At 69.4% G+C, this 25869-nt stretch carries 26 protein-coding genes; 13 read left to right on the top strand and 13 right to left on the bottom strand.

The window, feature by feature from the left end:
* The first annotated feature begins 96 nt into the window (after positions 1-96).
* Entirely contained in the window at positions 97-321 is a 225-nt protein-coding gene (locus ABD785_RS02235) for a hypothetical protein (protein WP_344821793.1), read from the top strand.
* Between the two features lie 123 nt (positions 322-444).
* Here ABD785_RS02235 and ABD785_RS02230 read toward each other — a convergent pair whose 3' ends face one another.
* The 8 genes from ABD785_RS02230 to ABD785_RS02195 form a co-directional block, all read right to left on the bottom strand.
* Positions 445-2637 (bottom strand): beta-glucosidase, encoded by a 2193-nt coding sequence (locus ABD785_RS02230; RefSeq protein ID WP_344821487.1) that lies wholly within the window; start codon positions 2635-2637, stop codon positions 445-447.
* Between the two features lie 112 nt (positions 2638-2749).
* Positions 2750-3646, bottom strand: a complete 897-nt coding sequence (locus ABD785_RS02225; protein ID WP_344821485.1) for a helix-turn-helix transcriptional regulator — start codon at positions 3644-3646, stop codon at positions 2750-2752.
* 63 nt (positions 3647-3709) lie between these two features.
* On the bottom strand, positions 3710-4642 hold the full coding sequence (locus tag ABD785_RS02220; protein WP_344821483.1) for a VOC family protein: 933 nt from the start codon (positions 4640-4642) through the stop codon (positions 3710-3712).
* A gap of 2 nt (positions 4643-4644) precedes the next feature.
* Positions 4645-5637 (bottom strand): amidohydrolase family protein, encoded by a 993-nt coding sequence (locus tag ABD785_RS02215; protein ID WP_344821481.1) that lies wholly within the window; start codon positions 5635-5637, stop codon positions 4645-4647.
* The gene (locus ABD785_RS02210; protein WP_344821479.1) at positions 5634-6743 is read right to left on the bottom strand and encodes an FAD-dependent monooxygenase; all 1110 of its coding nucleotides are present in this window, start codon (positions 6741-6743) and stop codon (positions 5634-5636) included. Before ABD785_RS02210 ends, ABD785_RS02215 begins: the two co-directional genes overlap by 4 nt.
* Entirely contained in the window at positions 6740-7474 is a 735-nt protein-coding gene (locus ABD785_RS02205) for an SDR family NAD(P)-dependent oxidoreductase (protein ID WP_344821787.1), read from the bottom strand. The genes ABD785_RS02210 and ABD785_RS02205 overlap by 4 nt, the downstream gene beginning before the upstream one ends.
* A 23-nt stretch (positions 7475-7497) precedes the next feature.
* The gene (locus ABD785_RS02200; protein ID WP_344821477.1) at positions 7498-8442 is read right to left on the bottom strand and encodes a cyclase family protein; all 945 of its coding nucleotides are present in this window, start codon (positions 8440-8442) and stop codon (positions 7498-7500) included.
* Positions 8439-9404 carry a fumarylacetoacetate hydrolase family protein gene (locus ABD785_RS02195; protein WP_344821475.1) on the bottom strand — a complete coding sequence of 322 codons (966 nt, stop codon included), beginning with the start codon at positions 9402-9404 and terminating at the stop codon, positions 8439-8441. The genes ABD785_RS02200 and ABD785_RS02195 overlap by 4 nt, the downstream gene beginning before the upstream one ends.
* A gap of 105 nt (positions 9405-9509) precedes the next feature.
* Between ABD785_RS02195 and ABD785_RS02190 the strand changes: the two genes are divergently transcribed.
* The 9 genes from ABD785_RS02190 to ABD785_RS02150 all read left to right on the top strand — a co-directional run bounded on the left by ABD785_RS02190 (position 9510) and on the right by ABD785_RS02150 (position 17729).
* Positions 9510-10427: a LysR family transcriptional regulator gene (locus tag ABD785_RS02190; RefSeq protein WP_344821473.1), complete on the top strand. Its 918-nt coding sequence runs from the start codon at positions 9510-9512 to the stop codon at positions 10425-10427.
* Positions 10424-11164 carry an IclR family transcriptional regulator gene (locus ABD785_RS02185; protein ID WP_344821471.1) on the top strand — a complete coding sequence of 247 codons (741 nt, stop codon included), beginning with the start codon at positions 10424-10426 and terminating at the stop codon, positions 11162-11164. Before ABD785_RS02190 ends, ABD785_RS02185 begins: the two co-directional genes overlap by 4 nt.
* A 96-nt stretch (positions 11165-11260) precedes the next feature.
* A complete protein-coding gene (locus tag ABD785_RS02180) occupies positions 11261-12217 on the top strand; it encodes a PDR/VanB family oxidoreductase (RefSeq protein ID WP_344821469.1) in 957 nt (318 codons plus the stop codon).
* Positions 12218-12237: 20 nt separating this feature from the next.
* The gene (locus ABD785_RS02175; RefSeq protein WP_344821466.1) at positions 12238-13431 is read left to right on the top strand and encodes a cytochrome P450; all 1194 of its coding nucleotides are present in this window, start codon (positions 12238-12240) and stop codon (positions 13429-13431) included.
* A gap of 153 nt (positions 13432-13584) precedes the next feature.
* Entirely contained in the window at positions 13585-14508 is a 924-nt protein-coding gene (locus ABD785_RS02170) for a fumarylacetoacetate hydrolase family protein (protein ID WP_344821464.1), read from the top strand.
* Positions 14508-15251: a CoA transferase subunit A gene (locus ABD785_RS02165; RefSeq protein WP_425547714.1), complete on the top strand. Its 744-nt coding sequence runs from the start codon at positions 14508-14510 to the stop codon at positions 15249-15251. Before ABD785_RS02170 ends, ABD785_RS02165 begins: the two co-directional genes overlap by 1 nt.
* Positions 15248-15874, top strand: coding sequence for a CoA transferase subunit B (locus ABD785_RS02160; protein WP_344821462.1), 627 nt, complete (start codon positions 15248-15250; stop codon positions 15872-15874). The genes ABD785_RS02165 and ABD785_RS02160 overlap by 4 nt, the downstream gene beginning before the upstream one ends.
* Positions 15875-16026: 152 nt before the next feature.
* Positions 16027-17112 carry an S-(hydroxymethyl)mycothiol dehydrogenase gene (locus ABD785_RS02155; RefSeq protein WP_344821460.1) on the top strand — a complete coding sequence of 362 codons (1086 nt, stop codon included), beginning with the start codon at positions 16027-16029 and terminating at the stop codon, positions 17110-17112.
* Positions 17112-17729: an MBL fold metallo-hydrolase gene (locus ABD785_RS02150; protein ID WP_344821783.1), complete on the top strand. Its 618-nt coding sequence runs from the start codon at positions 17112-17114 to the stop codon at positions 17727-17729. Before ABD785_RS02155 ends, ABD785_RS02150 begins: the two co-directional genes overlap by 1 nt.
* Before the next feature lie 72 nt (positions 17730-17801).
* On the opposite strand, the gene ABD785_RS02145 is transcribed toward ABD785_RS02150, so the two are convergent.
* Positions 17802-19340 (bottom strand): MFS transporter, encoded by a 1539-nt coding sequence (locus ABD785_RS02145; protein WP_344821458.1) that lies wholly within the window; start codon positions 19338-19340, stop codon positions 17802-17804.
* 178 nt (positions 19341-19518) lie between these two features.
* A complete protein-coding gene (locus ABD785_RS02140; protein ID WP_344821456.1) occupies positions 19519-20274 on the bottom strand; it encodes an IclR family transcriptional regulator in 756 nt (251 codons plus the stop codon).
* An 89-nt stretch (positions 20275-20363) separates the two neighbouring features.
* Here ABD785_RS02140 and ABD785_RS02135 point away from each other — a divergent pair, with 89 nt between their 5' ends.
* Positions 20364-21893: an MFS transporter gene (locus tag ABD785_RS02135; protein WP_344821454.1), complete on the top strand. Its 1530-nt coding sequence runs from the start codon at positions 20364-20366 to the stop codon at positions 21891-21893.
* Between the two features lie 115 nt (positions 21894-22008).
* On the opposite strand, the gene ABD785_RS02130 is transcribed toward ABD785_RS02135, so the two are convergent.
* Positions 22009-22476, bottom strand: coding sequence for a hypothetical protein (locus tag ABD785_RS02130; protein WP_344821452.1), 468 nt, complete (start codon positions 22474-22476; stop codon positions 22009-22011).
* 312 nt (positions 22477-22788) lie between these two features.
* Positions 22789-23664 carry a LysR family transcriptional regulator gene (locus ABD785_RS02125; RefSeq protein ID WP_344821450.1) on the bottom strand — a complete coding sequence of 292 codons (876 nt, stop codon included), beginning with the start codon at positions 23662-23664 and terminating at the stop codon, positions 22789-22791.
* 79 nt (positions 23665-23743) lie between these two features.
* Between ABD785_RS02125 and ABD785_RS02120 the strand changes: the two genes are divergently transcribed.
* Positions 23744-25081: an MFS transporter gene (locus tag ABD785_RS02120; protein ID WP_344821448.1), complete on the top strand. Its 1338-nt coding sequence runs from the start codon at positions 23744-23746 to the stop codon at positions 25079-25081.
* Here the strand turns inward: ABD785_RS02120 and ABD785_RS02115 are convergent.
* Positions 24980-25741, bottom strand: a complete 762-nt coding sequence (locus ABD785_RS02115) for a helix-turn-helix transcriptional regulator (protein WP_344821446.1) — start codon at positions 25739-25741, stop codon at positions 24980-24982. The genes ABD785_RS02120 and ABD785_RS02115 overlap by 102 nt on opposite strands.
* Between ABD785_RS02115 and ABD785_RS02110 the strand changes: the two genes are divergently transcribed.
* Positions 25734-25862 (top strand): hypothetical protein, encoded by a 129-nt coding sequence (locus tag ABD785_RS02110; protein ID WP_344821444.1) that lies wholly within the window; start codon positions 25734-25736, stop codon positions 25860-25862. The two genes, ABD785_RS02115 and ABD785_RS02110, sit on opposite strands and share 8 nt — an antisense overlap.
* Positions 25863-25869: the final 7 nt, after the last annotated feature.

Below are 25869 nucleotides of genomic sequence, written 5' to 3'. Positions count from 1 at the left end.
CGGGAGCGTGGCGCTGAACCGGTCGGCACATAGCGGGTCAGCGGCTGGGCGGCGGCGACGAGAGATCGGAACGCGGCACCGGGCACGGCGGAGGCGGTGTCGTGGAAGCCGACGGCGGTCACCGGAACGCCCGGTAGCCCTGCCTCCAGCAGGATCACGCCCGCCGGATCACCCGGATCGCGTAGTGCGGGGAGCAGCGAAGGCCGGATCCCCGAGCACGTCGCAGGTGCGGTCTTCGCCCTCACCGGCGGCGACCTCACCCACACCACCGGCCTGCACATCCCCGTAGACGCGGGCGTCGCGGCCGCGCTCCTCCGCTGAGACGCCTCCTCGAAAAGCGACACGCCCCGTGGTCGGCTGGATTCCAGCTTGACCACGGGGCGCTCGGGCTTCTGGCCGCCTGATCGAGGCTGCGCCTGCCCTATCGACTCGCTTCCGGCATGACTACGGCAGGGTGACCGTCGTGCCCAGCGGGAGCGTGCGGGACGAGGGACCGACCTGGACCTTGAAGGCTCCGGCCGGAGTCGTCCAGGCGTGGGTGGAGGTCTTCCAGTAAGAGAAGGGGTGGTCGGGCGTCGTTCCGCTGATGGTCAGGGTGACGACCTTGGACTGACCCGCGAGCAGGCTGGGCTGGGAGAAGGCGACCAGGCGCTTGCCGGGCTCGCCCGCGGCCGCGGGCAGGGTCAGGTAGACCTGGCTCGTCTCGGTGCCGGCGCGGGCGCCGATGTTGCTCACGAGGAAGCTGACCTTCAGCGAGCCGGGCGACGGCTTGGCCACCTGGAGGCCGCTGTAGAGGAACTTCGTGTAGGACAGGCCGTAGCCGAACTCGTACAGGGGCTGGATGCCCTGCGCGTCGTACCACTTGTAGCCGACCTTGAGGCCCTCGGAGTAGCTGACCTGGCGGATGCCGTTGGCGTCCGTGATGCCGGGGAACTGCGCGGGGGTGTTGGTCGGGGTGTCGGAGAGAGCCTTCGGGAACGTCATCGGCAGGCGGCCGGTGAAGTTGTCGTCGCCGTACAGGAGCCTGGCGATCGCGGTGCCCTGCTGGTCGCCGGCGTACCAGGCCTCCATGACGGCCTTCACCTTGGGCAGCCAGGGCATCAGGACGGCGCTGCCGGTCTGCAGGACGACGACCGTGCTGGGGTTGGCCGTGGCGACCGCGTCGACGAGCGCGTCGCCGTTGCCGTCGAGGTTGAGGTTGGGGCGGTCGGCGAATTCGCCTTCGGTGTAGTGGCCGAAGACGACGACCACGTCGGCGGCCTGGGCGACGGCCTTGGCGGAGTCGAGGTTCTGCCCGTTGTCGAAGGTGACCGTGCCGCCGTTCTGCGCGGCACGCTGCCGGATGGCGTCGACGCCCGCGACGGGGGAGGGGCAGGAGATCGACGGCTGGCCGAAGAAGAGCGAGGCGCACACCGAGCTGGCGCTGATGCCGTCGGTGGGGGTGTTCGAAGCGGTCGGGCCGATGACCGCGATCTTCTTACCGGAGCCCTGAAGGGGGAGGATCCCGCTGTTCTTCAGCAGCACGGAACCCTGCGTCGCGACCGACAGGGCGACGTTCTTGTCGGCGGTGGTCGAGACGTTGTCCGCGGGAGCGGGCGCGGGGTGGTCGAAGAGCCCGGCCCTGATGTAGGCGCGGACGACCAGGAAGGCCGCTTGGTCGATCTTCGCCGGGGTGATCTGGCCGGTGGTCACGGCCGCGTTCAGCGCCGCGGGCGTGTAGTAGATCGGCTTGTTGAGCTCCTGGTCCATCCCGGCGTTGAGGGAAGGAGCGGTGGAGCGGACGGCCCAGAAGTCGGAGACGACGAAGCCGTCGAAGCCGAGGGTGCCCTTGAGGACGTTCTTCAGGAGGTCGTTCTCACAGGCGTAGACGCCGTTGATCTGGTTGTAGGAGCACATGACGCCGCCGGGCCTGCCGTTCTTGACGGCGATCTCGAACGGCAGGTCGTAGACCTGGCGCAGGGTGCGCTCGTCGACGTTGGAGGAGCTCGCGGTGCGATCGGTCTCCTGCTCGTTGGCGACGTAGTGCTTCAGGACGGCGAGGGTCGGCTTCGACGGGTCGCCGGTCTGAAGTCCCTTGATGTTCTCGGCGGACAGGGTGCCGCTGAGGAGGGAGTCCTCGCCGAGGTACTCGGAGTTGCGACCGGACAGCGGGGTTCTGCCGCCGGCGATGCCGGGAGCCAGGACGACGGTCCTGCCCTTGCCGACGGCCTCGGCGGCCTGGGCCTTGCCCTTGGCGTAGCTGAGGCCGCTGCTCCAGGTCGAGGCCAGGGAGATCGGAGCGGGGAAGGCGGTGACGCCGGTCGTACCGCGGACGCCGTCGGGGCCGTCGGTGTAGACGATCGCCGGGGTGCAGGGGAGCTGCGCCGGGTAGGTGACGCCGTCCTCGAAGGTGGTCTGAGAAGGCCGGGTGGCTGCCTGCTCGTTGAGCCAGCGCATCTTCTGCTCCAGCGAACTGGCGTTGAGCAGCAGACGGGCTCGCTGGTCGGGGGTCTTACCGGCGTCCATCCACGGGCAGCCGGCGGGGTAGGACGGGCGGGCCAGGGCGCTGGACGCCAGAGGGGGAAAGGCGCTCAGGGCGCCGGCGGTGAGAGCGGTGACGACGATTCCGGTTCTCAGCCGCGAAAGGGGGGTGCGCATTCTTCTCCTCGAGGGGGTGGAAGTGCATTGCCCGGAGGGCTGAGAGAAGAGTGCGCCACGCCGGGTTGTTCGCGACAGGACGAAACCGGCCTCTGGTAGGACGATTTTCCCCTCAGGAAATCTGCGATTCCCGATAGCGGGTCGGGCTCATGCCGAAATATGTCCTGAAGCGCCGGGTGAAGTAATTCGGGTCGGTCCAGCCGACGGCATGTCCGATCTCCGCGACCCCTGCGTCGGTGCTCTTCAGCAGGTGGGCGGCCTTCTTGGCGCGCTGGCGGAACAGGTAGGCCATCGGTGGTATCCCGACGCCGCTCTTGAACAGGCGGACGATGTGACCTTGGGTCAGGTGCAGCGCACCGGCCAATTCGGCGAGTGTCCAGTCATACGAGAGATCATTGTTGAACATCTCGATGGCCGTCAGGACGGCCGGATGGTCGGGAACGTCGATGGACAAGGCCGCCTCGCGGGTGGCTCCGGCCTGTGCGATGCAGCTCGCAAGGAGAAGGAAGCGCCCGAAGAGGTCCGCACGGTGCGACACCGGGGAATGCCGTTGGAGTTCTCGGAGCTCCTGGAGATGGATTGTCGCGGGAGAGAGGTCATTGTCCGAGAGCTCGATGAAATTCGGGGTCTGGACGGACTCGGTGAACAGCAGTCCCAGAAGCGGGTCTTCCAAGATCCAGGCGAGTTCCTTGTCGAACAGGCCGGGAGCCGCTTCACAGGTCAGACCTGCGAGGTCTCTGCACTCCTCATAGGAGTGCCACATTCCGGGGCGCAGGAGGAGGACGTGTCCGCGGCCGACCCGCCGGTAGCCCGTCATGGTCCGGTGAAGCCCGGTTCCACCGGTGATGAGGACGATCTCGAAGCGCTCGTGGAGGTGGAGGTCGGATCCGCTCCGCGCGAACCGGCTCACATTGAGGTCGCTCACCCGCAGGGGCGGGGATTCGACCTGGGTCGTCTGCGGCGAGCCGGCATAAGGCATCTGATGGTCGTGCCGGGTGTTGGGGTTCATGGGGTGGCTCCGGGTGGTGCCGCGACGGCCCGGCACGGTGAGCGCGGGCCGCCGCGGAGTCTGTCAGATGGGCGGCGCGATGAAGACGCCGCGGTCGGGGTCGTTGAAGGACTCCTTGGCGATGAGTTCGTTCATGGGGTTGGCGGTGCCCCACTGGTCGGTGACCTCGGGCTGGGAGAAGTCGTGGACGCCCGGGTGCCAGGTGTCCTCGTCGAGGTTCTCCAGCTCGGTGGTGTACTCGACGGTGTTGCCGTGGGGGTCGAGGAAGTAGGAGAAGGTGTTGTCGCCGGCGAGATGGCGGCCGGGACCCCAGATCATGCGGGTGCCGGATCGCAGGAGGCGGCCGGTGCCGTACATGTACTCGTCGATGCCGCGCAGCTCGAAGCTGATGTGGTGCAGGGACGTGTGCGGGCCCTTGGCGATGGCCAGGCTGTGGTGCTGGGGGTTGCAGCGCATGAAGTGCATGACCTCGCCCATGTAGGGGGAGGAGAGAGTGTCGGACAGGGCGAAGCCCAGGTGGGTCTCGTACCAGGTGCGGGTGGCGGTGATGTCGGGGGCGTTGAGGACGACGTGCGACAGCCGGACGGGGACGGACTCCTTGGGTTCCAGTTTGCGGTGGGTGCGCAGGGCGACGTCGGCGGAGATCTCGACGGTGCGGCCGTCGAGGTCGAAGAACCGGAAGCCGTAGCCGCCGCCGGGGGTGTCGAGCTTCCCGGGGGTGGAGATCAGCTGGACTCCTGCGGTGCCGAGGCGTTCGGCGAGGGCGTCCACGTCGGCGGGGGTCTGGGCGCCGAAGGCGATGAGGTCGAGCCGCTTGTCGGCGTCCTTGCGCAGCCGGACGATGTACTGCTCGGGCGAGCCCTCGGCGGCGAGGAAGGAGACGCCGTCGTCACTGGCGACCTCGGTGAGGCCCCACACGCCGGAGTAGAAGTCCAGCTGCTTGTCGTAGTCCGGCACCGCCAGGTCGACGTGCCGCAGATGGGTGATGAGTCGCATGGTCAGTCCTTCAGGGAGAAAAGGGCGGCGGCGTTGCCCCCGCGAATCGCGTCGAAGTCGGTGTCGGGGAATCCGGCGGCACGCAGCGCGGCCACCGGGTCGTCGGATCCCATGTCGAAGGGGTAGTCCGAGCCGAGCAGCACCTGGTCGGCCCCGACGGCCTCGACCAGGTGGCGCAGAACGCGCGGGTCATGGACGAGGGAGTCGAAGGAGAGCTTGCGCAGGTAGCTGCTGGGTTTCTCGGCGCAGCCGCGTGCGTCGGGCCGGGCCTGCCAGCCGTGGTCGGCGCGGCCCAGATGGGTCGGCAGATAGCCGCCACCGTGGGCGGCGAGGACCTTCAGGGCGGGGAACCGGTCGAGAACCCCGGAGAAGATCAGGTGGGACAGGGCGACGGCGTTCTCGGTGGGCTGGCCGACGATGTTGGACAGGTACCAGCGGTCCAGGCGCTCGTCGAGGGTGCAGCCGAACGGGTGCAGGAACAGGACGGCCTCCCGCTCCTGCGCACGTGCCCAGAACGGGTCCAGCGCGGGATCTGACAGTTCTCGGCCGGGTGCGTGTGAGGAGATCTCGACGCCCTTGAGCCCGAGGTCCAGTGCGTGGTCGAGCGCGGTGACGGCGAGATCGGCGTGCTGGAGCGGTACGAGCCCGAGTCCGTGGAGCCGGTCGGGCGCCTGGGCGCAGTGTTCGGCGGTGCCTTCGTTGGCGAGCCGGTAGACGCGTTCGGCGATCTCCGGTCCGGCCCAGTAGTGGTAGTGCGAGGGGGACGGGCTGACGATCTGGACGTCGACCCCGGTGGCGTCCATGTCGGCGAGCCGGGCTGAGACCTGGGTGAGCCGGCGGATTCGCTCGCCGATCATCTTGCCGGAGACGCCGAGGGCCTCCTGGCCGTTGCGACGGGCGTCGAGCTCCCGGTGCGCGGCGAGGCCGGGCTGGCCGGCGACGGTCTCCTCGACCTTCGGCAGGATCACATGCGCGTGGACGTCAACAGTGGTCACGGCTGCTCACTCACCATCGCGGCGGTCCGGCCCATGAGGCCGGGAACGTCGGCGTCGGGCGTGGGTTCCAGCTGCCACCTCGCCAGCTGGAGGGACCCTTCCACGATCGCCTGGACGCGCGGGAACCTCCGCTCCATGAAGTCCCCGAACAGCTGGTCGTCGATCGCGCCGCGGGCGAGGACGAGTTCGGCGAGGACGGCGGCATCCTCCAGGCACATGGCCGCGCCCTGGGCGAGGGTGGGCGGGCAGGCGTGGGCGGCGTCGCCGATGAGGAGGACGTTCCCGCGGTTCCACGGCCGCTCGACCAGGAGCGATTCGAACCAGGTGTAGTTGACGCGGTCCGGGTCGGTGATGTCGTTCTTGATCTCGTCCCACGCACCGCCGTAGGGCTCGGCGAGCTCGCGCATCAGCGTCGCCTTGTCGGCGGGCGGGATGGACGCCCGGTCGCGGGCCTTCTCCACCAGGTAGGCGTAGAGGGTCTCCTCGCCGGTCGGGCAGTACCCGGCGATGTAGCACGGGCCGCCGTAGGCGAGGTCGGTGCGCTCGACGTCCTTGGGGCGCTTGGCGTGCACCCGCCAGATGCCCATGCCGACCGGCTCGGGCTTGACGTCGACGCCGATCATCGCGCGGACGGTGGAGTTGATGCCGTCGGCGCCCACGACGAGGTCGTAGGAGCCGGTGGAGCCGTCGTCGAAGACGACCGGGTCGACGCTGGTGACGGTCCGGCCGAGCAGGAGCCGCGCGCCCGCCGCGGTGGCGGCCTCGACGAGGATCGCCTGGAGGTCGGGGCGGTACATGCCGAGGGTGGCGGGCAGCTCGGGGCCGCCGGTCCGCAGGTCCTGGTGCTCGAACAGCAGGGTGCCGTCGGGGGTCTTCATCCCGACCGACCCGAAGGAGTACCCCTTGGCCTGCACGGCGTCCCACACCCCGAGGTCGCGGAGGACCCGCAGGGCGTTGCCCTGGAGGGTGATCCCGGAGCCGAGCGCGGACCATGCGGTCTTGGCCTCGAGGAGGTCGACCTCGGCGCCGCCTCGGGCCAGGAAGGTCGCGAGCGCGGTGCCGGCGACGCCTCCGCCGACGATCAGCACCTTGATGCCGGTGGTCATGGGTGGGTTCCCTTCGTGTGATGCCGCAGGGCATCGGAGATCGACTTGACGCCGCCGTGAGCGCTGTGACCGCCGTCGACGGCGATCTGGGCGCCGGAGATGTAGGAGGACTCGGGGGACAGCAGGAACAGGACGAGGGCGGCGACCTCGTCGGGTGTCCCAGTGCGGCCGAGCGGTGTTTCGGTGACGCTGGCCTCGCGGAACGCCGCCGGGGCCGATGCCGTCATGGGCGTCTCGATGAATCCCGGATGGACGGTGTTGACCCGGATTCCGCGCGGCCCGAGTTCCAGGCACGCGGCGGCCGACAGACCGCGCAGCGCCCATTTGCTGGTGGTGTAGGCGACCGGATAGTGGCCACTGATCGCGGCGAGCGAGCCCACGTTGACGATGGATCCACCGGAGGCCATGAGCGGGGCGAGGGCCTGGATGCCGAGCAGGGGGCCGATCACGTTGACCGCGTGGACCCGGCTCATCTCCACCGGGTCCACCTCCCCGAGCCGTGCCCGCCAGGTGACGCCCGCGTTGTTGACCAGCCCGTCGACCTGACCGAGTTCGGCGGCCAGTTCGGCCCAGTCCTCGGCCGCGGTGACGTCGAGCCGCCGGTAGCGCGCGGTCGCGAGGTCCTCGCCGGGCTGCTCGTGCAGGTCTGTCGCGATCACCTTGGCTCCTTCGGCGGAAAGGAGGCGTGCCGCGGCCGCGCCCTGACCACCGGCCGCACCGGTGATGACCACGCTGAGACCCGCCACGCGTCCGGTCACTTGAGCGCGATCGGGTTGATCGGCGATCCGACGGCGCCGGTGATGGGCAGGGGAGCGGCGACGAGCTGGAAGTCGTAGACGCCGTCGGCGGCGCAGTCCTCCGCGAGGGCCTCCAGGTCCCACATCTCGCCGACCAGGAGACCCATGTTGGGGATGACGACCTGGTGGAGGGGCTGGAAGGCGTTCTCGAACTCGTTGGGGCGGACCTCGAAGCCCCAGGTGTCGGTGGCGATCGCGGCGATCTCGGTGCGGTGGATCCAGCCCGCCGACCAGAACGACAGGCCGGGCGCGGGACCGCCCGCGTACTCGCCCCAGCCGTCCCGGCGGACCCGGGCGAGCTGCCCGGTGCGGACGCACACGATGTCCCCGGTGCCGATCTCGACGCCGTGCGCCTCGGCGGTCGCGAGGAGGTGCTCCTCGGTGATGGCGAAGGCGTCCGGCAGCTCGCCGCCGCCGATGACCCGGCCGACGTCGAGCAGGACACCGCGTCCGGCGACGATTCCGGCGATCGTCTCGATGCCGGTCACGAGGTCGCCGTCGCTGGTGACGACGTTCTCCGCGGGACGGCCGTTCCAGGCCTTGCCGTGGTCGAAGATGTGGCCGAGGCCGTCCCACTGGGTGGAGCACTGGAGCGGCATCGCGATCACGTCGTCGGCGCCGCCGATGCCGTGCGGGAAGCCCTGCTTGCCGAGCGCGGCGTCCACTCCGGTGTCGAGCATGGTGTGCACGGGGTTGGTGCGCCGCCGCCAGCCCTTCTGCGGTCCGTTCATGTCGAAGCTCTGGGCCAGGGAGAAGCTCACCCCGCGCCGTACCAGCCGGGCCGCCTCGACGCGCTTGGCCTCGGTGAGGAAGTTGAGGGTGCCGCGGACGTCGTCGGTGCCCCAGCGGCCCCAGTTGGAGTAGTCGGCCGCGGCCTTGGCGATGGCCTCTTCGGCGTTCACGCCTCGCTCCGGCAGACGATGCGCTGGGTGCCGAGGCCGGTGATGGTGCCCTCCATGACGTCGCCGTCGCGCAGGAACCTGCCGAAGGCTATGCCGTTGCCCGCCGGGCTCCCGGTCAGGACGAGGTCACCCGGTTCCAGGCGCACGATCTGCGAAGCGGCCGACACCAGCGCGGCGACGTCGAAGAGCATGTCCTTGGTCGACTCGTCCTGCATGACCTCACCGTTGACCGTCAGGGTCACCTGAAGGTCGCCCGGGTCGCCGACGAACCGCGCGGGCACCAGGAAGGGGCCGAGCGGCAGGAAGCCGGGGGCGTTCTTGGACCGGAACCAGTCGGTGCCGATCTCCTTCATGTCCTTGCGGAAGACCAGGTCACGGGAAGTGACGTCGTTGCAGATCGTGTACCCGGCGACGTGGTCGAGCGCCTCTTCGCGGGTGATGCGGAAGGCAGGACGTCCGATGACGACGGCCAGCTCCAGCTCCCAGTCGTTCCGGTCGCTGTAACCCGGCAGAACCAGGTCGTCATACGGCCCCGCCACCGCGCTCGGCAGCCCGGTGAACAGGTAAGGCGTTCCCTTGGCCGCTCGCTCGTCCATCATCGCGCCGACCTCGGCGCGGGCCGCGGCCACTGCTTCGGGGGTCGTCAGGTCATCGCGGTGGGCGACCGCGAGATCGACCACGTGGGTGCGGTAGTTCGCTCCCGACTGGATGACCTGGCGCGGTCGCAAGGGCGCCCGCACCGCGAGATCGGAAAGTGCGATCCACGGGTGGTCGGAACTGTTCGCGAGCTCTACGAGAACCGGCTCCGCACGGTCCCACTCCCGCAGGACGGCGTCGACCGAAGGCCAGTGTCCGCGCAGGTCGAGCACGTGCTCGCCGACGACGAGACCGGGGAACTCCTCGGCGTCGATGGCGAAGGTGCTCAGAGCGAATGTTCGCGAGGGTTGCGAATAGGTTTCCAAGACGTTGCCTCTCCTGTGATTGCCATCACTGTGCCCGAGATGCAATGATTTGAGAAATCGATAGGCAATATGCCTGCTATAGATCACGTCTATTAGGGGCGTTCCGTGAAGCTCGAAAGCCTTGACCTGAACCTGCTCATGGCCCTGCACGCGCTGCTCGAGGAGCGCAATGTGACCAGGGCGGGCAGGAGGCTCGGCCTGACCCAGCCGTCAATGAGCTCCAGCCTCGGCCGGCTACGTCGTCACTTCGGCGACGAGCTACTGATCCGTTTCGGCAACACCTACGAGCTGACGCCGCTGGCGGCCACCCTGGTGGACTCCACGAGCCTGGCGGTCAACGTGGTCGACCGGGTCTTCTCGGCCCGCCCCCAGTTCGACCCGGCGGACAGCGACCGGGAGTTCACCATCGTCACCTCCGACTACGTCGTGAGCGTTCTCGGTGGCGAGCTGATGCGCATCCTGGAGGAGCGGGCTCCCCAGGTGCGGCTCAGATTTCTCCAGATCAACGTGCCCCGGGTCGACGACATCGACACGACGCTCCGCTCGATCGACGGCCTGATCATGCCCCACGGCTTCATCTCCGCCCACCCTGCCGTCGACGTCTACACCGACGGCTGGGTCGTGATCGCCGACCCGGACCATCCCGACCTCGCCGGCGGCCTCACGATGGAGCACCTGCGGACCCTGCCGTGGGTGGTGACCTTCCGGGGCCCGACCGCCATCGCCTCGGCGGCCCGGCAGCTCACCATGCGCGGGGTCGAACCGAACATAGAGATCGTCGTGGAGAACTTCCAGTCGCTGCCGTTCCTGATCCCCGGCACCCGCCGGATCGCCCTCGTCCAGGAGCGCCTCGCCCGCAAGCTGGCGGTCCTCGGCAACTTCGCGATCCACCCGTGCCCGTTCGAGGTCGTCCCGATCCTGGAGGCGTTCTGGTACCACCCCGTCCACCAGGCCGACCCGGCGCACCGGTGGCTCCGGGAGACGCTGGTAGAAGTCGGTGAACGGATCGAGCTTCCGGCGTGACGGGCGAGAGCGTCCTGTCGCGGGTGGTGAGGATCCTTGAGGCGTTCGACCCGGAGAACCCCGCGCTTCGGCTGTCCGTGGTCGCACGGCGTTCGGATCTGCACATCGCGACCGCCTCCCGGCTGGTCAACGAGATGGTCGGCCTGGGGCTGCTGGCCCGCGACCCGGATCGCCGCATCCGGATCGGGGTGCGGCTGTGGGAGCTCGCCTCGCGAACCTCTCCGACCCTTGGCCTGCGTGAGGCCGCGATGCCCTTCCTTGAGGATCTTCATGATGTCGTCGGCCACCACACCCAGCTGGCCGTCCTCGGGGGACGGGAGGCGCTCTTCGTCGAGCGGCTGTCGGCACCCGGCGGCATCGTCAACATCACCCGGATCGCCGGCCGGCTTCCCCTCCACGCCTCCTCCGGCGGACTGGTCCTGCTCGCCCACGCGGATCCGGATCTCCAGGAGGAGATCCTGGCCGGAGCCCTCACGCGCTACACCCCGCAGACCCCGCACAGCGCCCAGCAGGTGCGGGTCCTGCTGGCGGAGATCCGGCGCACCGGATACGTGTTCTGCCCGGGATACATCGATCCGGCAGCGGCCGGGATCGCCGCACCGATCAGGGACGGCACCGGACAGGTGGTCGCCGCCCTCGGAGCCGTCCTGCCCAACGATGCCCATGCGCGTGCCCAGATCTCGGCCGTCAGGGCCGCCGCCCGCGGCGTCTCCCGGGCGCTCGGCCAGGCCTTGTGACGGCCGTCACGAACTTTTCTCTCACTGAGTGAGAACCCGCCTTCCGGTCCACCGTCCGGAGACGGATCCTCTGGTTCCCCGAACCGAGGAGGACCGATGGCCGATCCCGCTCCGGCCGTGCTCGACCTGGTCGTCACCGCGAAGACCCCGGTGGCCGACGGCGTGGTCACGCTCACCCTGCGAGATCCCGCCGGAAGGCGACTTCCCGACTGGGCGCCGGGTGCGCACGTCGACCTCGTCCTGTCGAACGGACTCACCCGCCAGTACTCGCTGTGCGGCGATCGCTGGGACTCCCGCAGCTACCGGGTCGGAGTTCTGCGCGAGCCCGACGGGCGGGGCGGCTCCGCCTTCATCCACGACGAGCTCGTGGTCGGCGACCACATCGGACTCGGCGGGCCGCGCAACGCCTTCCGGCTCGTCCCGGCGCCGCGCTACCTGTTCGTCGCCGGAGGCATCGGCGTCACGCCGATCCTCCCGATGCTGACGGCGGCCGAACGGCTCGGTGCTGATTGGCGCCTGATCTACGGCGGCAGAACCCGGACGTCGATGGCCTTCCTCGACGAGCTGGCCGAGCACGGCGATCGGATCACGGTCGTTCCGCAGGATGAGCACGGCCTCATCGATGTGGCCTCCCTCGTCGCAGAGGCCGGCCCTGGCACGAGAATCTACTGCTGCGGGCCGGCACCGCTCCTCGCGGCCGTCGAGACGGCATGCGCAGGGCTGCCCACAGGAGTCCTTCGCACGGAGCGGTTCTCCGCGCCGGAGACGGCCGGATCCGCCGAGGACAGGGAGTTCTCCGTCGAACTGAGCCGATCCGGTCGGACTCTGTCCGTTCCGCCCGGCCGCTCCATCCTCGACGCCTGTGCTGATGCGGGCCTGAACGTGCTGTCGTCCTGCGCCCAGGGACTCTGCGGTACGTGCGAGACGACCGTCCTCGCCGGCCTGCCCGACCACAGGGACTCGCTCCTCGACGACGCCGAACGCGCTGCCGGGGACTGCATGTTCATCTGCGTCTCCCGGGCGCGAACCGATCTCCTGGTCCTCGATCTCTGAACCACCCCATGGAGCACCCCGTGAACGTCATCGACATCCCCGCGATCGACACCGATCCCTTCAACGCCGCGAACCTCGAGGACCCTGGAACCCTGCAGCGAGTCATGCGCGAGGCCGGGCCCATCGTCCACCTCACGCGCTACGACGTGTACGCGATGGCTCGGTATGAACATGTCCACAGTGCTCTGGTCGACTGGCAGGGTTTCTGCTCCTCAGCCGGCGTCGGCTTCAGCAACTTCCGGAAGGAAGAGCCGTGGCGGCCGCCGAGCCTCCTGCTCGAAGCCGATCCGCCGCACCACGACGCTCCGCGTGCCGTTCTGTCGAAGATCCTCGGGCCCCGGGCCCTGCGAGGGCTGCGCGAGCAGTGGTTCCTCGCCGCTCAGGAACTGGTCGACCAGGTTCTTGAAGAACCGGAGTTCGACGCTGTTCCGGCGTTGGCCGAGGCCTTCCCGCTCAAGGTCTTCCCCGACGCCGTCGGCATTCCCGCCGAAGGCCGTGAGAACCTGCTGCCCTACGGCGACCACCTGTTCAACTCCTTCGGCCCGCCGAACGAGCTGGTCGCCAAGGGGAATCCGCAGGCGGCCGACCTCAGCGCCTGGGTCAATGCCCAGTGCCGGAGGGAGGTTCTCACCCCGGACGGGTTCGGAGCGGCGATCTGGGCCGCCGCCGACCGCGGAGACCTCCTGCCCGAGCAGGCGCCGCTCGTCGTCCGGTCCCTGCTGTCCGCCGGCGTCGACACGACCGTCCACGGGCTGGCCGCGGTGCTGTACGCCTTCGCCGGCCACCCCCATCAGTGGCGGAAGCTACGGAACGATCCCCAGCTCGCGAGGGTCGCCTTCGACGAGGCCGTCCGCTGGCAGTCGCCGGTCCAGTTCTTCTTCCGAACCGCTGAGCAGGACATCGAGATCGGCGGAGTGACCGTTCCCGAAGGCAAGAAGATCCTCATGTTCCTCGGTGCCGCGAACCGCGACCCCCGCCGCTGGGACCGGCCGGACGACTTCGACCTCGACCGCAACCCCTCCGGGCACGTCGGCCTCGGCATGGGCCTGCACCAGTGCGTCGGCCAGCATGTCGCCCGGCTGGAAGCCGAGGCCGTCCTGACCGCGCTCGCCCGGCGAGTGCAGGACATCACGCTCGTGGGACAGCCGCAGCGCCACCACAACAACACCCTGAGGGCGTTCGCCTCCCTGCCCGTTCGAGTAACCCATTCATGACATCAATGGCTGATATGCCGAGTATCCATTTCCCATATTCGCACCAAGGCGGCGAAAGTGGACGTCACCCCAGGTCGAGGAGGGACGTCTGACATGCGTTATGTGGGCTATGAGCAGCGCGGAAGGCACGCTCAGGGTGTGGTGGAACAGGGGATGATCTATCCCCTGGACGTGTCCATCGCCCGGCTGATCGAACGGAGCGAGTTCGAGATCCGCCACGCGACCCGCCGTGCCTTCGAGCGCGAACCGGTGCCGCTTGAAGACGTACGCCTGCTGGCACCGCTCGAACCGCCGACCGTCCGGGACTTCGTCGCTTTCGAGGAGCACGTCGAGGGCGTTCGACGCAGCGTCAGCGGAGAGACAGGGGTTCCGGACCAGTGGTACGCCGCCCCGACGTTCTATTTCACCAACCCCTACGCCATCGTGGGCACCGGTGCGGACATCCCCATCCCGCCGGGCTCACAGGTCCTCGACTTCGAACTCGAAGTCGCCGCGATCATCGGCAGGCCGGGCCGTGATCTGACGCCTGAGCAGGCCCGTGACCACATCTTCGGCTACACGATCTTCAACGACTGGTCGGCGCGCGACCTCCAAGGCGCCGAGATGACCGTGGGCCTCGGTCCGTGCAAGGGCAAGGACTTCGCCTCCACCCTCGGTCCCTGGATCGTCACCGCCGACGAACTGGAGCGCTTCCGCGACGCCGACGGCTTCCTGAGGATCGGGATGAGCGTGGCCGTCAACGGTGAGGAGATCGGCAGGGACCTGCTGTCGAACATGGGCTGGCCGTTCGAGGATCTCGTCGCCTATGCCTCGAGAGGAACGGAGGTGCGGCCCGGGGACGTGCTCGGCTCCGGAACCTGCGGCAACGGCGGCTGCCTCGCCGAACTCTGGGGCCTGACCGGGAGCAGGGAACCCCGCCCGCTCCAGCCGGGCGACGTGGTGACGATGACCGTCGAGGGCATCGGATCCATCACCAACACCGTCGTCGCGGGCACCGACCCACAGCCGATCCCCGCTGCCAGGCCGCGCCCGCGGACCCGCCCCCACTACTTCGCCTCGGAACTGGAGACCCGCTGATGGACAAGGTCGTGACGTCGGCCGCCGCTGCGGTGGCGGACATCCAGGATGCCGCCACCCTCGCCGTGGGCGGCTTCGGGCTGTGCGGTGTGCCGTTCACGCTCATCGACGCCCTTCACGAGCGGGGCTCATCCGGCTTGTCGGTGGTGTCCAACAACTGCGGTGTCGATGGCCGAGGGCTCGGACAGCTCCTCGGCTCTGGTCGGATCTCCCGGGTCACGGGCTCCTACATCGGAGAGAACAAGGAGTTCGCCCGCCAGTACCTGGGCGGCGAGATCGAGGTCGAACTCGTCCCGCAGGGAACCCTCGCCGAACGCCTGCGGGCCGGCGGCGCGGGAATCCCCGCCTTCTACACGCCGGCCGGAGTCGGCACCGCGGTCGCGGAGGGCGGCCTGCCCCTGCGTTACGCCGCCGACGGCTCGGTGGAGCTCGCCTCGCCCCGTAAGGAAGAACGAGAGTTCGGAGGCCGCCCCCATGTGCTGGAGGAGGGCATCGTGACGGACTTCGCGCTTGTACGCGCCCGCAAAGCCGACCGGTTCGGCAACCTCGTGTTCGACCAGTCGGCTCAGAACTTCAACCCGCTCTGTGCCATGGCGGGCCGGATCACCGTCGCGGAGGTCGAGGAGCTGACCGACCTCGCTCCCGATGAGATCCACCTCCCCGGTGTGTTCGTCGACCGCGTGGTCGTCCTGACCCCGGAGCAGGCCGCCGACAAGCCGATCGAGAAGAGGACCACCCGATGACCTGGACCCGCGACGAGATGGCCGCCAGGGCCGCGCGGGAACTCCCCGACGGCGCCTACGTCAACCTCGGCATCGGACTGCCCACGCTCGTACCGGGCCACCTTCCGGCCGGAGTGAACGTCGTCCTCCAGTCCGAGAACGGCGTCCTGGGCGTCGGCCCCTACCCGGACGAAGAGCACGTCGACCCAGCACTGATCAACGCGGGGAAAGAGACCATCACGGTCGTGCGGGGGGCCGCGTTCTTCGACTCCGCGCTGTCCTTCGGCATGATCCGCGGTGGCCACATCGACGTCGCCGTTCTGGGCGCCATGCAGGTCTCCGCCGCCGGAGACCTCGCCAACTGGTCCGTTCCCGGAAAGATGATCAAGGGAATGGGTGGTGCGATGGACCTCGTCCACGGCGCCGGCCGCGTGATCGTCGTCATGGAGCACACCGCCAAGGACGGCGCTCCCAAGCTCGTCAAGGAGTGCACTCTTCCGCTGACAGGCCGCGGCTGCGTCGATCGGATCATCACCGATCTCGGCGTCTTCGACATCACATCCGAGGGATTCGCCCTGGTCGAGACCGCTCCAGGCGTGACACCGGAGGAGGTGCGGGCCCGCACGGAGGCACACGTCCGATGAACGTCTCCGGCCTGGTGGGCCATCACATCGATCCGTAACCCGGCCGTCCGCTTAAGGACGGCCATTGTCCGAGGCATGCGTGAGCGGCCGCCGATCCAGGATCGGCGGCCGCTCCGTGTGTCCTGCTCGCAATGAACAAGGAGTGTCAGTCAATGGCGCAATCAGTACGCGGAGTGGTCTCCGTGAAGCGCGGCGAGCCCGTCGAAGTCCGAACGATCGTCATCCCCGACCCCGGGCCGGGCGAGGCCGTGGTGAAGGTTCAGGCGTGCGGGGTGTGCCACACCGATCTTCACTACAAGCAGGGAGGCATCAACGACGAGTTCCCGTTTCTGCTCGGGCACGAGGCGGCGGGAGTCGTGGAGTCGGTCGGAGCGGGAGTCACCGAGGTGGCGCCGGGCGACTTCGTCATCCTCAACTGGCGCGCCGTGTGCGGCCAGTGCCGGGCCTGCCTGCGCGGCCGTCCCTGGTACTGCTTCGCGACCCACAACGCCGAGCAGAAGATGACGTTGGAGGACGGCACCGAACTGTCGCCCGCTCTCGGCATCGGCGCTTTCGCCGAGAAGACCCTGGTCGCGGCAGGGCAGTGCACCAAGGTCGACACGGCGGTGTCCCCGTCGGTCGCCGGGCTGCTGGGCTGCGGTGTCATGGCGGGCATCGGCGCCGCCATCAACACCGGGGGAGTGACGCGTGGAGACTCGGTCGCGGTCATCGGCTGCGGCGGCGTGGGCGCGGCCTCGATCATGGGGGCGCGGCTCGCCGGTGCGCGAAAGATCATCGCGGTCGACATCGACCAGCGCAAGCTCGACAAGGCGATTGAGCTGGGCGCGACCCACGCCGTGAACGGCAAGGAGAGGGACGCCGTCGAGGCGATCAGAGAGCTGACCGAGGGCAACGGCGCGGACGTCGTCATCGAGGCGGTCGGCCGGCCCGAGACCTATGACCAGGCCTTCCACGCCCGCGACCTGGCCGGAACCGTCGTGCTGGTCGGCGTGCCCACCCCGGACATGAAGCTGGAGCTGCCGCTGCTGGAGGTCTTCGGGCGCGGCGGCTCGCTCAAGTCGTCCTGGTACGGCGACTGCCTGCCCTCCCGGGACTTTCCGATGCTCGTCGACCTGCACCTCCAGGGGCGCCTGCCGCTGGACGCCTTCGTGTCCGAGACCATCAGCCTGGAAGACATCGAGGCCGCGTTCGACCGGATGCACCAGGGCGACGTCCTGCGTTCGGTGGTGATCCTGTGATCGAGAAGCTCGTCACCTCCGGCACCTTCTCCCTCGACGGCGGCACCTGGGACGTCGACAACAACGTCTGGATCATCGGCGACTCCACCGAGGTCATCGTGATCGACGCCGCCCACGACGCGGAGGCCATCGCGGCCGCGATCGGTGACCGCACCGTGAAGGCGATCGCGTGCACCCACGCTCACAACGACCACATCGACGCCGCGCCGGCGCTCGCGAGACTCACCGGCGCCCCGATCCTGCTGCACCCCGCTGACCTGGAACTCTGGCGTATGACCCACCCGGACACCGCTCCGGACGGCGATCTCTCCGACGGCCAGGTCCTCACCGTCGCCGGAGCCGACCTCACCGTGGTCCACACGCCGGGACACGCTCCCGGTGCCATCTGCCTCCACGGACCCGAACTCGGGGCGGTCTTCTCCGGCGACACGCTCTTCCAGGGAGGCCCCGGAGCCACCGGGCGGTCGTTCTCCGACTTCCCGACCATCATCACCTCGATCGAGAAACGCCTGCTGACCCTGCCGGCCGACACGATCGTCCACACCGGGCACGGCGTCTCCACCACCATCGGCGGAGAAGCCCCCCATCTGCTCGACTGGATCACCCGCGGCCACTGACACCATGGGACGGCTGAACGCGCGGGGGCCTTCGGGCCCCCGCGCGTTCGTGTACTTCGCGGATTCAGCTCATCAAGCGGGAGCGGCGGTCGGCTCCGCCTCGATGGGCGCCGCGACCACACGATCGGAGGACTCCCGGAGCCACAGGGCGGTCGCCAGTGCCGCGACCAGGGAGGCGACCCCGCAGATCACGAGCCCGACCGAGAAGCCATGCGACAGAGACTGCAGCGCCGCCCCGGCCGCCTGCTCGCGCAGCGGCCCTAGAGGGGCTCCGAGGAGGGCATACGGGCCGCCCTGCTCCGCGATGTTCGTGACGACGCCTGCCTGCGGACCTTCGAGTCCGACGGACTTCAGCCGGCCGGGGAGCGCGTCCGTGGCGGCGCTGAGCGCGAGCGCGCTGATGATGGCAGGGCCGATGCACATGCCGAAGTCGCGGGCGGTGCTGATGGCCGCACTGGCCATGCCTGTCTGCGACAGCGGGACGGCCTCCACCGCGGCGGCCGTCATGGCCGACACGATGAACAGGAAGCCGAACCCCGCGAGCAGGAGCGGGCCCAGGTGGTCGAGAAGCGAGGCCTGCGCCAGGGACAGGGTCGCCATCCAGAACTCTCCGGCGGCCAGCAGCACCAGCCCGCCGCTGACCAGGCTGCGTGCTCCGAACCGGTTCATCATCCGGGGGAGGACGGGACCGAGGACGCAGGGAACGCCCTGCAGCACGATGAAGAAGGCGGCTGCGGCCAGGCCCGTCTTGGCCTGGAGCGTCCCCACGCGGATCGAGAGCGCGTAGACGCACCCCATGAAGGAGAACATCCCGATCACGGCCGCCGCGGCCGCGGCTGAGAACGCGGGGTTCTTGAAGACGGCCAGGTGCAGCATCGGCGCCGCGACCCGGTTCTCGACCCCGATGAAGGCCGCGAGCCCGAGGACACCGACGGCGAGAGTGACGATCACTGAGGTGGAGGTCCACGACGTGCTCGCGCCCTGGACGATTCCGTAGAGCAGGCAGAACATGCCGACGGCGATCGTCGCCTGACCGGCCCAGTCCAGTGAGCGTCCCTCGGGGGACCTTGACTCTCCTGCCAGAACCGCGGTCGCGATGAGGCTCAGCAGGGAGAGCGGAGCCACCGCGGAGAAGGACGCGTGCCAGGAGATGGCCTCTCCCAGGGCCCCGCTCAGGACCACGCCGGCCATCGTGCCCAGCGACAGGGCCATCGTCCAGGTCGCGATGCCGCGCGAGCGCCGCTCGGCGGTCTGCGCCCCTGCCACGGCGATCGCGAGCGAGGTCGGGATGATCGCGCCCGCCCCGATGCCGGTGAGGGCCTGCCCGACCACCAGCTGCCCGACGCTGCCGGCCGCGCCGGTGATGAGGCCGCCGACGGCCATGAGAACAGTGCCGCCCATGAGCACCCGCTTGCGGCCGTAAAGATCGCCGAGGACTCCGAAGCTGAGCTCCAGAATCGCGGTCGGCAGCAAGAACGCCGAAGTCACCCATGCGAGGGCGACACCGTCGGCATGCAGGTCCTGCTGAATCGCTCCCACGATCGGGGCGGGAACCACGTTCGCGATCTGGGTGACGAAGATGGCGATGCACGCAGCGATGAGCGTGCCCACACCACCTCTACCGGTTGAATCCTTCACCATTCCTCCTCTGGGGGGCCGTCGTGGAAGACCCGACGCGCAGAGACAATGTGGCTGCGATCACAGCCATTTGAGAAATAGATGATTGGGATACCGGCTATAGACGCCAAGTATTACCGGCGGCCGGACTGGGAAACGGAACCAAGGCGATCTAGGAGACTTGTGCGGTGTCGAGTGCTCTGCTGAGGTGGAGGCCGGCGACCTGCAACGGCCTGATGAGGCTCCAGGCGACGTCGTCGTTGGGGACGACCAGACCCAGCGCCGCCACGACGCGACCCCGGGTGCGGACGGGCACGGCGATGCCGGTGGCATCCGGATGGATGTGCCCCGGACAGAACGCGAATCCCCTGTCCCGTACCTCGGCGAGCGCCCGGCGCAGGGCATGTTCTTCACGGAGCGTCGCCTCGGTGAACCCCGGCAGCGGCCCCTGCACGACCCGATCCCGGATGTCCGCCGGGGCATGGGCGAGGAGGACCAAGCCTGATGCCGAGGCGTGAAGGGGGAGCCTGCCCGCGGTCCTGGTGACGTTCGGAGTCGAACCAGGGACGGCGAGCCGCTCCACGAAGAGCACTTGATCACTGTCCAGGATCCCGAGCTGGGTCGAATGCCCCACCACAGCCTGGAGATCGTGCATGGACTGCAGGGCCGCCTGACGCAGACCGAGAACGGGAGAGGCGCGCTCGGCGAGTTCCCACATCCTGGTTCCGACGCACACGCGCCGGAGCTCGTCCCGTGAGAGCAGACCATGACGGGTCAGCTCATCGACCAGGCGGGCCGTGGTTGCCAGCGGCAGATCGGCGCGCCGGCTGAGCTCGCTCAGCGACAGCACCGACCTGTCCGGCCCGAACGCCTCGAAGATCCGAACGGCTCGGGTCAGTACCGACTCTCCACTGGGTGACCTGGCCATGGACCTCATCATGGCCGTATCGGCATTCGGCCTGCACCCAGGCCTTCCATTCAATGGAACGCCTGTGGTGGAAAAGTGTGATCTAGATCATGCTCGGTGCCGTCAACCTCTCGGCCGATGAGCATCCGGCGCAGCCGGCATCCCCTGTTCAGCGCATCGGCACCTTTCACCCCCTAGAAGGAGGCGAGGTGACCAGAACCTCGCGACGCGCCGGTGTTTCCCCGGGCACGCTCTTCGCCGCTTGTACGGCAGTCCTGATCGCGCAGGTGGCCACGGTGGTACCGGGCCCGATCGTCCACGGTATCCAGCAGTCCCTCGGCGCGAACGGCGCCGACCTGGCCTGGGTGACGGCGGCCTTCCTGCTTCCGGCCGCGAGCCTGGCGCTCAACGCCGGGTTGCTCAGCGATCTCTTCGGCCGTAAGCGCATGCTCATGATCGGTGTTTCCGTGGTCGCCGCGGGGGAGACGCTCACCGGCCTGGCCTCGAGCATTCACCAGCTCCAGCTCGGTCAGGCGGTCACGGGCGTCGGCGCCGGTGTCGTCATCCCAGCGTCGTTGGCCATCGCCACGGCGGGCGCTCCGACCGCGCTGAGCCGGTCCCGAGGCGTCGCCACCTGGACGATGACCCTGTCGCTGGCGACGATGGTGGGATTCCTTTACAGCAGTCTTCTCAGCAAGACCTTCGCCTGGCAGGCCTCGTTCCTCGGAGTCGCTCCGCTGGCCCTCGTCGGCCTTGTGGTCATCGCGCTGTTCGCGGACGACTCGGAGATCGTGCCCGGCCGATCCCTCGACTGGGCCGGGCAGGTCACCCTCGCCATCGGCATCGGCGGCACGCTCTTCGCGGTGGCGAGCGCAGCACTCGGCTCATGGACCTCGGTCACCACGCTGCTGGCGGCCTTCGTCGCCCTCACGAGCCTGGCGGCATTTCCCCTGGCGGAACGCCGCGAAGCCACCCCCATGCTCAACCTGGACATCTTCAAGGTGCCGACGTTCTCCGCGGCCGTCGTCGCGGCCGTGATCGGCTCGTTCGCCTTCATGGGCAGCGTCTACGTTCTCAGCGTCCGCCTGGGCCTTCAGGGTAAGTCCGCGACGGACTCAGCGATCTACTTCGTCGTCCTGCAGGGCGTCCCCTCCCTGCTCGGCCTGATGCTTCCCCGCATGATGGACCACTTCCGGGCCCGCCCTCTCATCGCGACCGGCCTGATCCTGCTGACCACGGGCGAGGTCTGGTTCGCCTTCGTCCCCATCACCCGAACAGGCCTCCTCGTCCTCCTGGGTCCGCTCCTCCTCATCGGCGCGGGCTTCCTGTTCATCTTCTCCGCCCTCACCGCAGCGGCAATGAACGCGATCTCCGCCCGCCACCTCAACCTGACGACAGCCGTCATCAGCGCGGCCCGCAACATCGGCCTCTTCGTCGGCCCGATCGCCATCACCGCCCTGCTCCAGCGATCCGCCCCTCCCTCGAATCTCGACGACCTCTGGCACGGCTACTCCGTCGGCCTGCTGATCTGTGCCGCGGCCTCCCTCCTAGCCACCTACACCACCTTGATCTGGCTCCGCGAAGCCCGCACTCCCACCGATGAGGCCTGGTATTCCTCCTTCCCTCGGCAGACTTCCTAGCGTTCCGGGGCCGTGGTCATATTGAGGGCCGCGGCTCGGGCGGTGAAGGCTGCGAGGACTGCGTCCAGGGCGTCGTCGGATCTGCGGCACGACTGTACGTGCGGGGTCGTCGTGGTCAGGTGCGGCGGGGGCCGTTCACGTGGGTGGAGGCCATCGTGAGGAATTCGTCGAGGGCCTGGCGGGCAGCGGCTCCGCGGGTCGCCCGGTCATTCTCGTCTATGCCGAGGTGGACGTCCGTGGCGATGTCGAGGGCTCGCTGGGCGTGCCGTCCGATCTCCGGATCCCCGCAGACGAGCCGTACTCGGCAGGCGGCGGCGGTGGCCTGGGCGCGCAGCCGATATGACTCCTCTCGTGCCGCGATGAACGGTGCGCTCTGCGGGTCTTCCCGCTCCAAGTGCCAGCGGTCGTTCTGGCTACGCCGGAAGTCGGTGGCGGCGGCGACGAACGAGCTGTAGGCGGCGACTCTTTCCTGCCAGAGCCGCTGCTCGCGCGAGAACCGCTCATTGTCCCGGGCGGTGCGCCGCTGGAACAGGTAGGTGAGCGTTGACCCGCTCAGCGCTGCGAGGGCCGCGACGATACTCACCAGAACACCGCTCACATCCCCAGACCACCACATCCCGTGGTCCACGTCATCCCGTCGCGGAGATTGTTCCGGAGCCGATGGGGGCGGAACTTCTTCGAGGGCTCGGGATGAGGGAATGTGCGCTCATGCGGCGAGCTGGGCGGAGACCCTGGTGCGTTCCGCCGACGCGTCTGGTGTTCGGGGCATGACGTCCTTGCCGCGGGCGGAGCGTCCGCAGAACGGGACGAAGCACGTCTGCCCGTTCCCCTCATCTGCGGTGTCGTGTTCGGTGATCTTGGTGGCCCGGGTGGTCGACCGGGTGCGTGGTGCGGGTCAGCGGGTGAGGGCGACGGTGTGGAAGGCGCGGATCGCGGCGGTGGTGGTGGCTTTGCACCAGATCAGGCCGAGGGAGGAGGGCGGGAGGCCGGTGACGGGGACGAACTTCACGTCGGAGCGGCCGTGGTAGGCGGCGGTGGGAGTACAGAAGAGCATCGCGCCGCGGTTGAGCGCGACCTGGGTCAGGCCTTCCTGGCTGGTGGAGGCGGTGCCCGCCGACGGGATCGGGCGGCCGGCGGGCGTGTGCTCGGGGGCGGTCAGCCGGCGCCACCGGCGAGGTGCCGGGCCCGAGAGGCCGATCAGCGGGATCTCGGCCAGGTCCTCGGCGTCCAGGGAAGGACGGCCGGCCATCGGGTGCGCCGGAGACAGTGCCACCTTGAGCGGGACGCTGTTCAGCGGCTCCCCTGCGGCCAGGTCGGGTTCGGTGACCGGAAGCAGGGTGAAGGAGATGTCGACCAGTCCCGCGCGCAGCTTCCCGAACGGGTCGGACAGCGGGATTTCGATCAGTTCCACCGCGCAGGAGGGGTGGCGTCCCTCGAAGCGGGTGACGGTTTCGGTGACGACTTCGGTGGGCGTTCCGAGGAACCCGACGCGCAGAACGCCGTCGACGCTGCGGGCGGCGTTCCTGGCCCGGCTGAGCGCGTCCTGCATTCCCTGGTAGGCGGGCCGCAGGTCGGCGAGGAACCGTTCGCCGAGCGGGGTGAGCGCGACCCTCCGGCTGGTGCGCTCGAACAGCGGCGCGCCGACACGCGTCTCGAGGGCCTTGATGAGCTGGCTGACGCGTCCGGGCGACAGGTAGAGCCGTTCGGCCGCGCGCGCGAAGTGCATCTCCTCGCTCACGATCATGAAGCATTGCAGTTCCCGCTGGTCCATCGCACTCCTTAGCCTGGTTGAACCAAGGATTCGATCTTCGTCGTTGTTCCCGGGCCCGCCGCCGCCGACGCTGGATCGCATGACGATCTGCGAGCGGAAGGGGTCGGTGGCCGCGGTGGCCTTCGGCTCGTTCACCCTGGTCACCAGCGAGATGCTGCCCGTCGGGCTGCTGACGCCGCTGGCTTCCGATTTCGATGTCCCCGACGGGCTGGCGGGCCTGACGATGACCGTCCCCGGACTGGTCGCGGCGGTCGCCGCCCCGGCGCTGACCGTCTTGGTGCGAAGCCGGGACCGCCGGACGGTCCTGTGCGCGTTGATGGTTCTGCTGGCCGTCGCCGATCTGCTGACGGCTCTGTCCCCCGTGTTCGCGGTGGTGCTCGCGGCCCGGGTGCTGGTCGGAGTGGCGATCGGCGGGTTCTGGGCGTTCGCGGCCGGGCTGCCGCCGCGGCTGGTGCCCGAGCGGAGGATCGGCCGGGCGGCGGCGATGATCGCGGGCGGGATCGGTGTGGCGTCGGTGCTGGGCGTCCCGGCCGGCGCGCTGATCCTCGCGGTGGCGGGGTGGCGCGCGGCGTTCGGGGCGGCGGCGCTGCTCGCGCTGATCGCTCTCGCCGCTCTGGTCCGGGCGCTGCCGCCGCTGCCCGCGGAGGCGGCGGTGCGGCCTGCGGAGGTGGTCGCGGCGTGGCGTTCGCCGGCGTTGCGTCCGGTGCTCGTCGCGACGGCGCTGGTGGTGACGGGTCACTTCGCCGCCTACACCTACGTGCGGCCGTTCCTTGAGGAGGTGGCGGGGGCGGGACCGGTGCTGGTCGGCGTCGCGTTGCTGGGATATGGGGTGGCGGGTGTGGCGGGGAACTTCCTGGTGGGGCGGGCGGCCGTCCGGGACCCGGGCGCGGCGATGGCGGTGCTGGCCGCGCTGATCGCGGTGGCGACGGCGCTGCTGGCGCCGGTGGGCGCGTGGGCCGTGGCCGCCGTGCTCCTGCTGCTGTTGTTGTGGGGCGTCGCCTACGGCGGGGTGTCGGTGACGGGTCAGATCTGGGTGGTGGGCGCCGGGGGCGGTGAAGCCGGGACGGCACTGCTGTCGTCGGTGTTCAACGCGGCGATCGCCGCGGGCGCGCTGCTGGGCGGCCGGGTGGTGGACATCTCGTCGCCGCGTGGGGTGATGGCGGCGGGTGCCGTCCTGGCGGGCCTCGCTGCCTGGCGCGCCTCCCGGACGAGCGTGCGCCGTCGAACACCGTCGCCAGGGCCTGTTTCGTGGATCAGGCCCTGCCGCGCAACGCGCCTGGACGCCGCTCGCCACGGAGGAGCCCGTAAGACATGGCTAGGGCTCGTTCGGGTCCAGCCGTTCGACGGTTCGCAGGTCGCGGGTGATGGCGGCTGCGGCGGCGCGGGTGGGGACGTTGAGCTTGGTGAGGATCGCTGAGACGTGGTGGCCGACGGTCTTGGTCGAGATGAACAGCTTGGCCGCGATCTCGGCGTTGGTGAGGTGCTCGCAGATGAGGGCGAGCACCTCACGTTCGCGTCGGGTCAGGCCGTCGGGGTCCTCGCGGGTGATGGCGCGGGGTCCGGCCGGGAGCGAGCGGGCGCCGAGCCTGCGCAGGTCCCGTCGGACGATGCGGGTCGCGGGCAGGGCTCCGAGCTCGGTGAGGATGCGCAGAGCCTCGCGCAGTTCGCGTTCGCGTCCCGCTCCGGAGAGAGCCAGGGCCGCGTCGTAGCGGCAGCCGAGCGCCGTCCAGGCGCGTGCCGCCGCAGCCGGGTCGCGCTCGAGCTCGAGGCGGTAGGGCTCAGGAAAGGGGCCCTGGAGCACGTGCGGGGATCCGGTGCGCCGCAGCCACACGGCGACGGCGCCGCGCTCCCACGCGCCGCACCGGCCGGCCGCGGCCGCGGCGAGTTCTGCCTCACGCCGCGCCTCGTGCACGTCGCCCTCCAGCCAGCGGGCCTCGGCGCGGGTGAGGCGGACCGGGACGATCTGCTGGGGCTCACCGGTGCGCTCGGCCAGAACCGCGGCCTCGTCGAGGTGATCCCAGACGCCGGATTCGCCGCGGCGCGCGAGGATCGAGCCGATCCTGCGGACGGTGCACATCCGGTTCGCGGGGGACCGGCTCGCGCTGGCGAGAATGCGGTTGCTGATCGTCAGGCACTCCTCCCACCGGCCGGTGTGCTCCAGGATGGTGGACTGCTCGCTGCGCAGGCAGGTCAGATAGGTCGTGA

It is taken from the genome of Actinocorallia longicatena, from assembly GCF_039534125.1.
GTDB lineage: Bacteria > Actinomycetota > Actinomycetes > Streptosporangiales > Streptosporangiaceae > Actinocorallia > Actinocorallia longicatena.
This window is presented reverse-complemented; position numbering and strand designations above follow the sequence as displayed.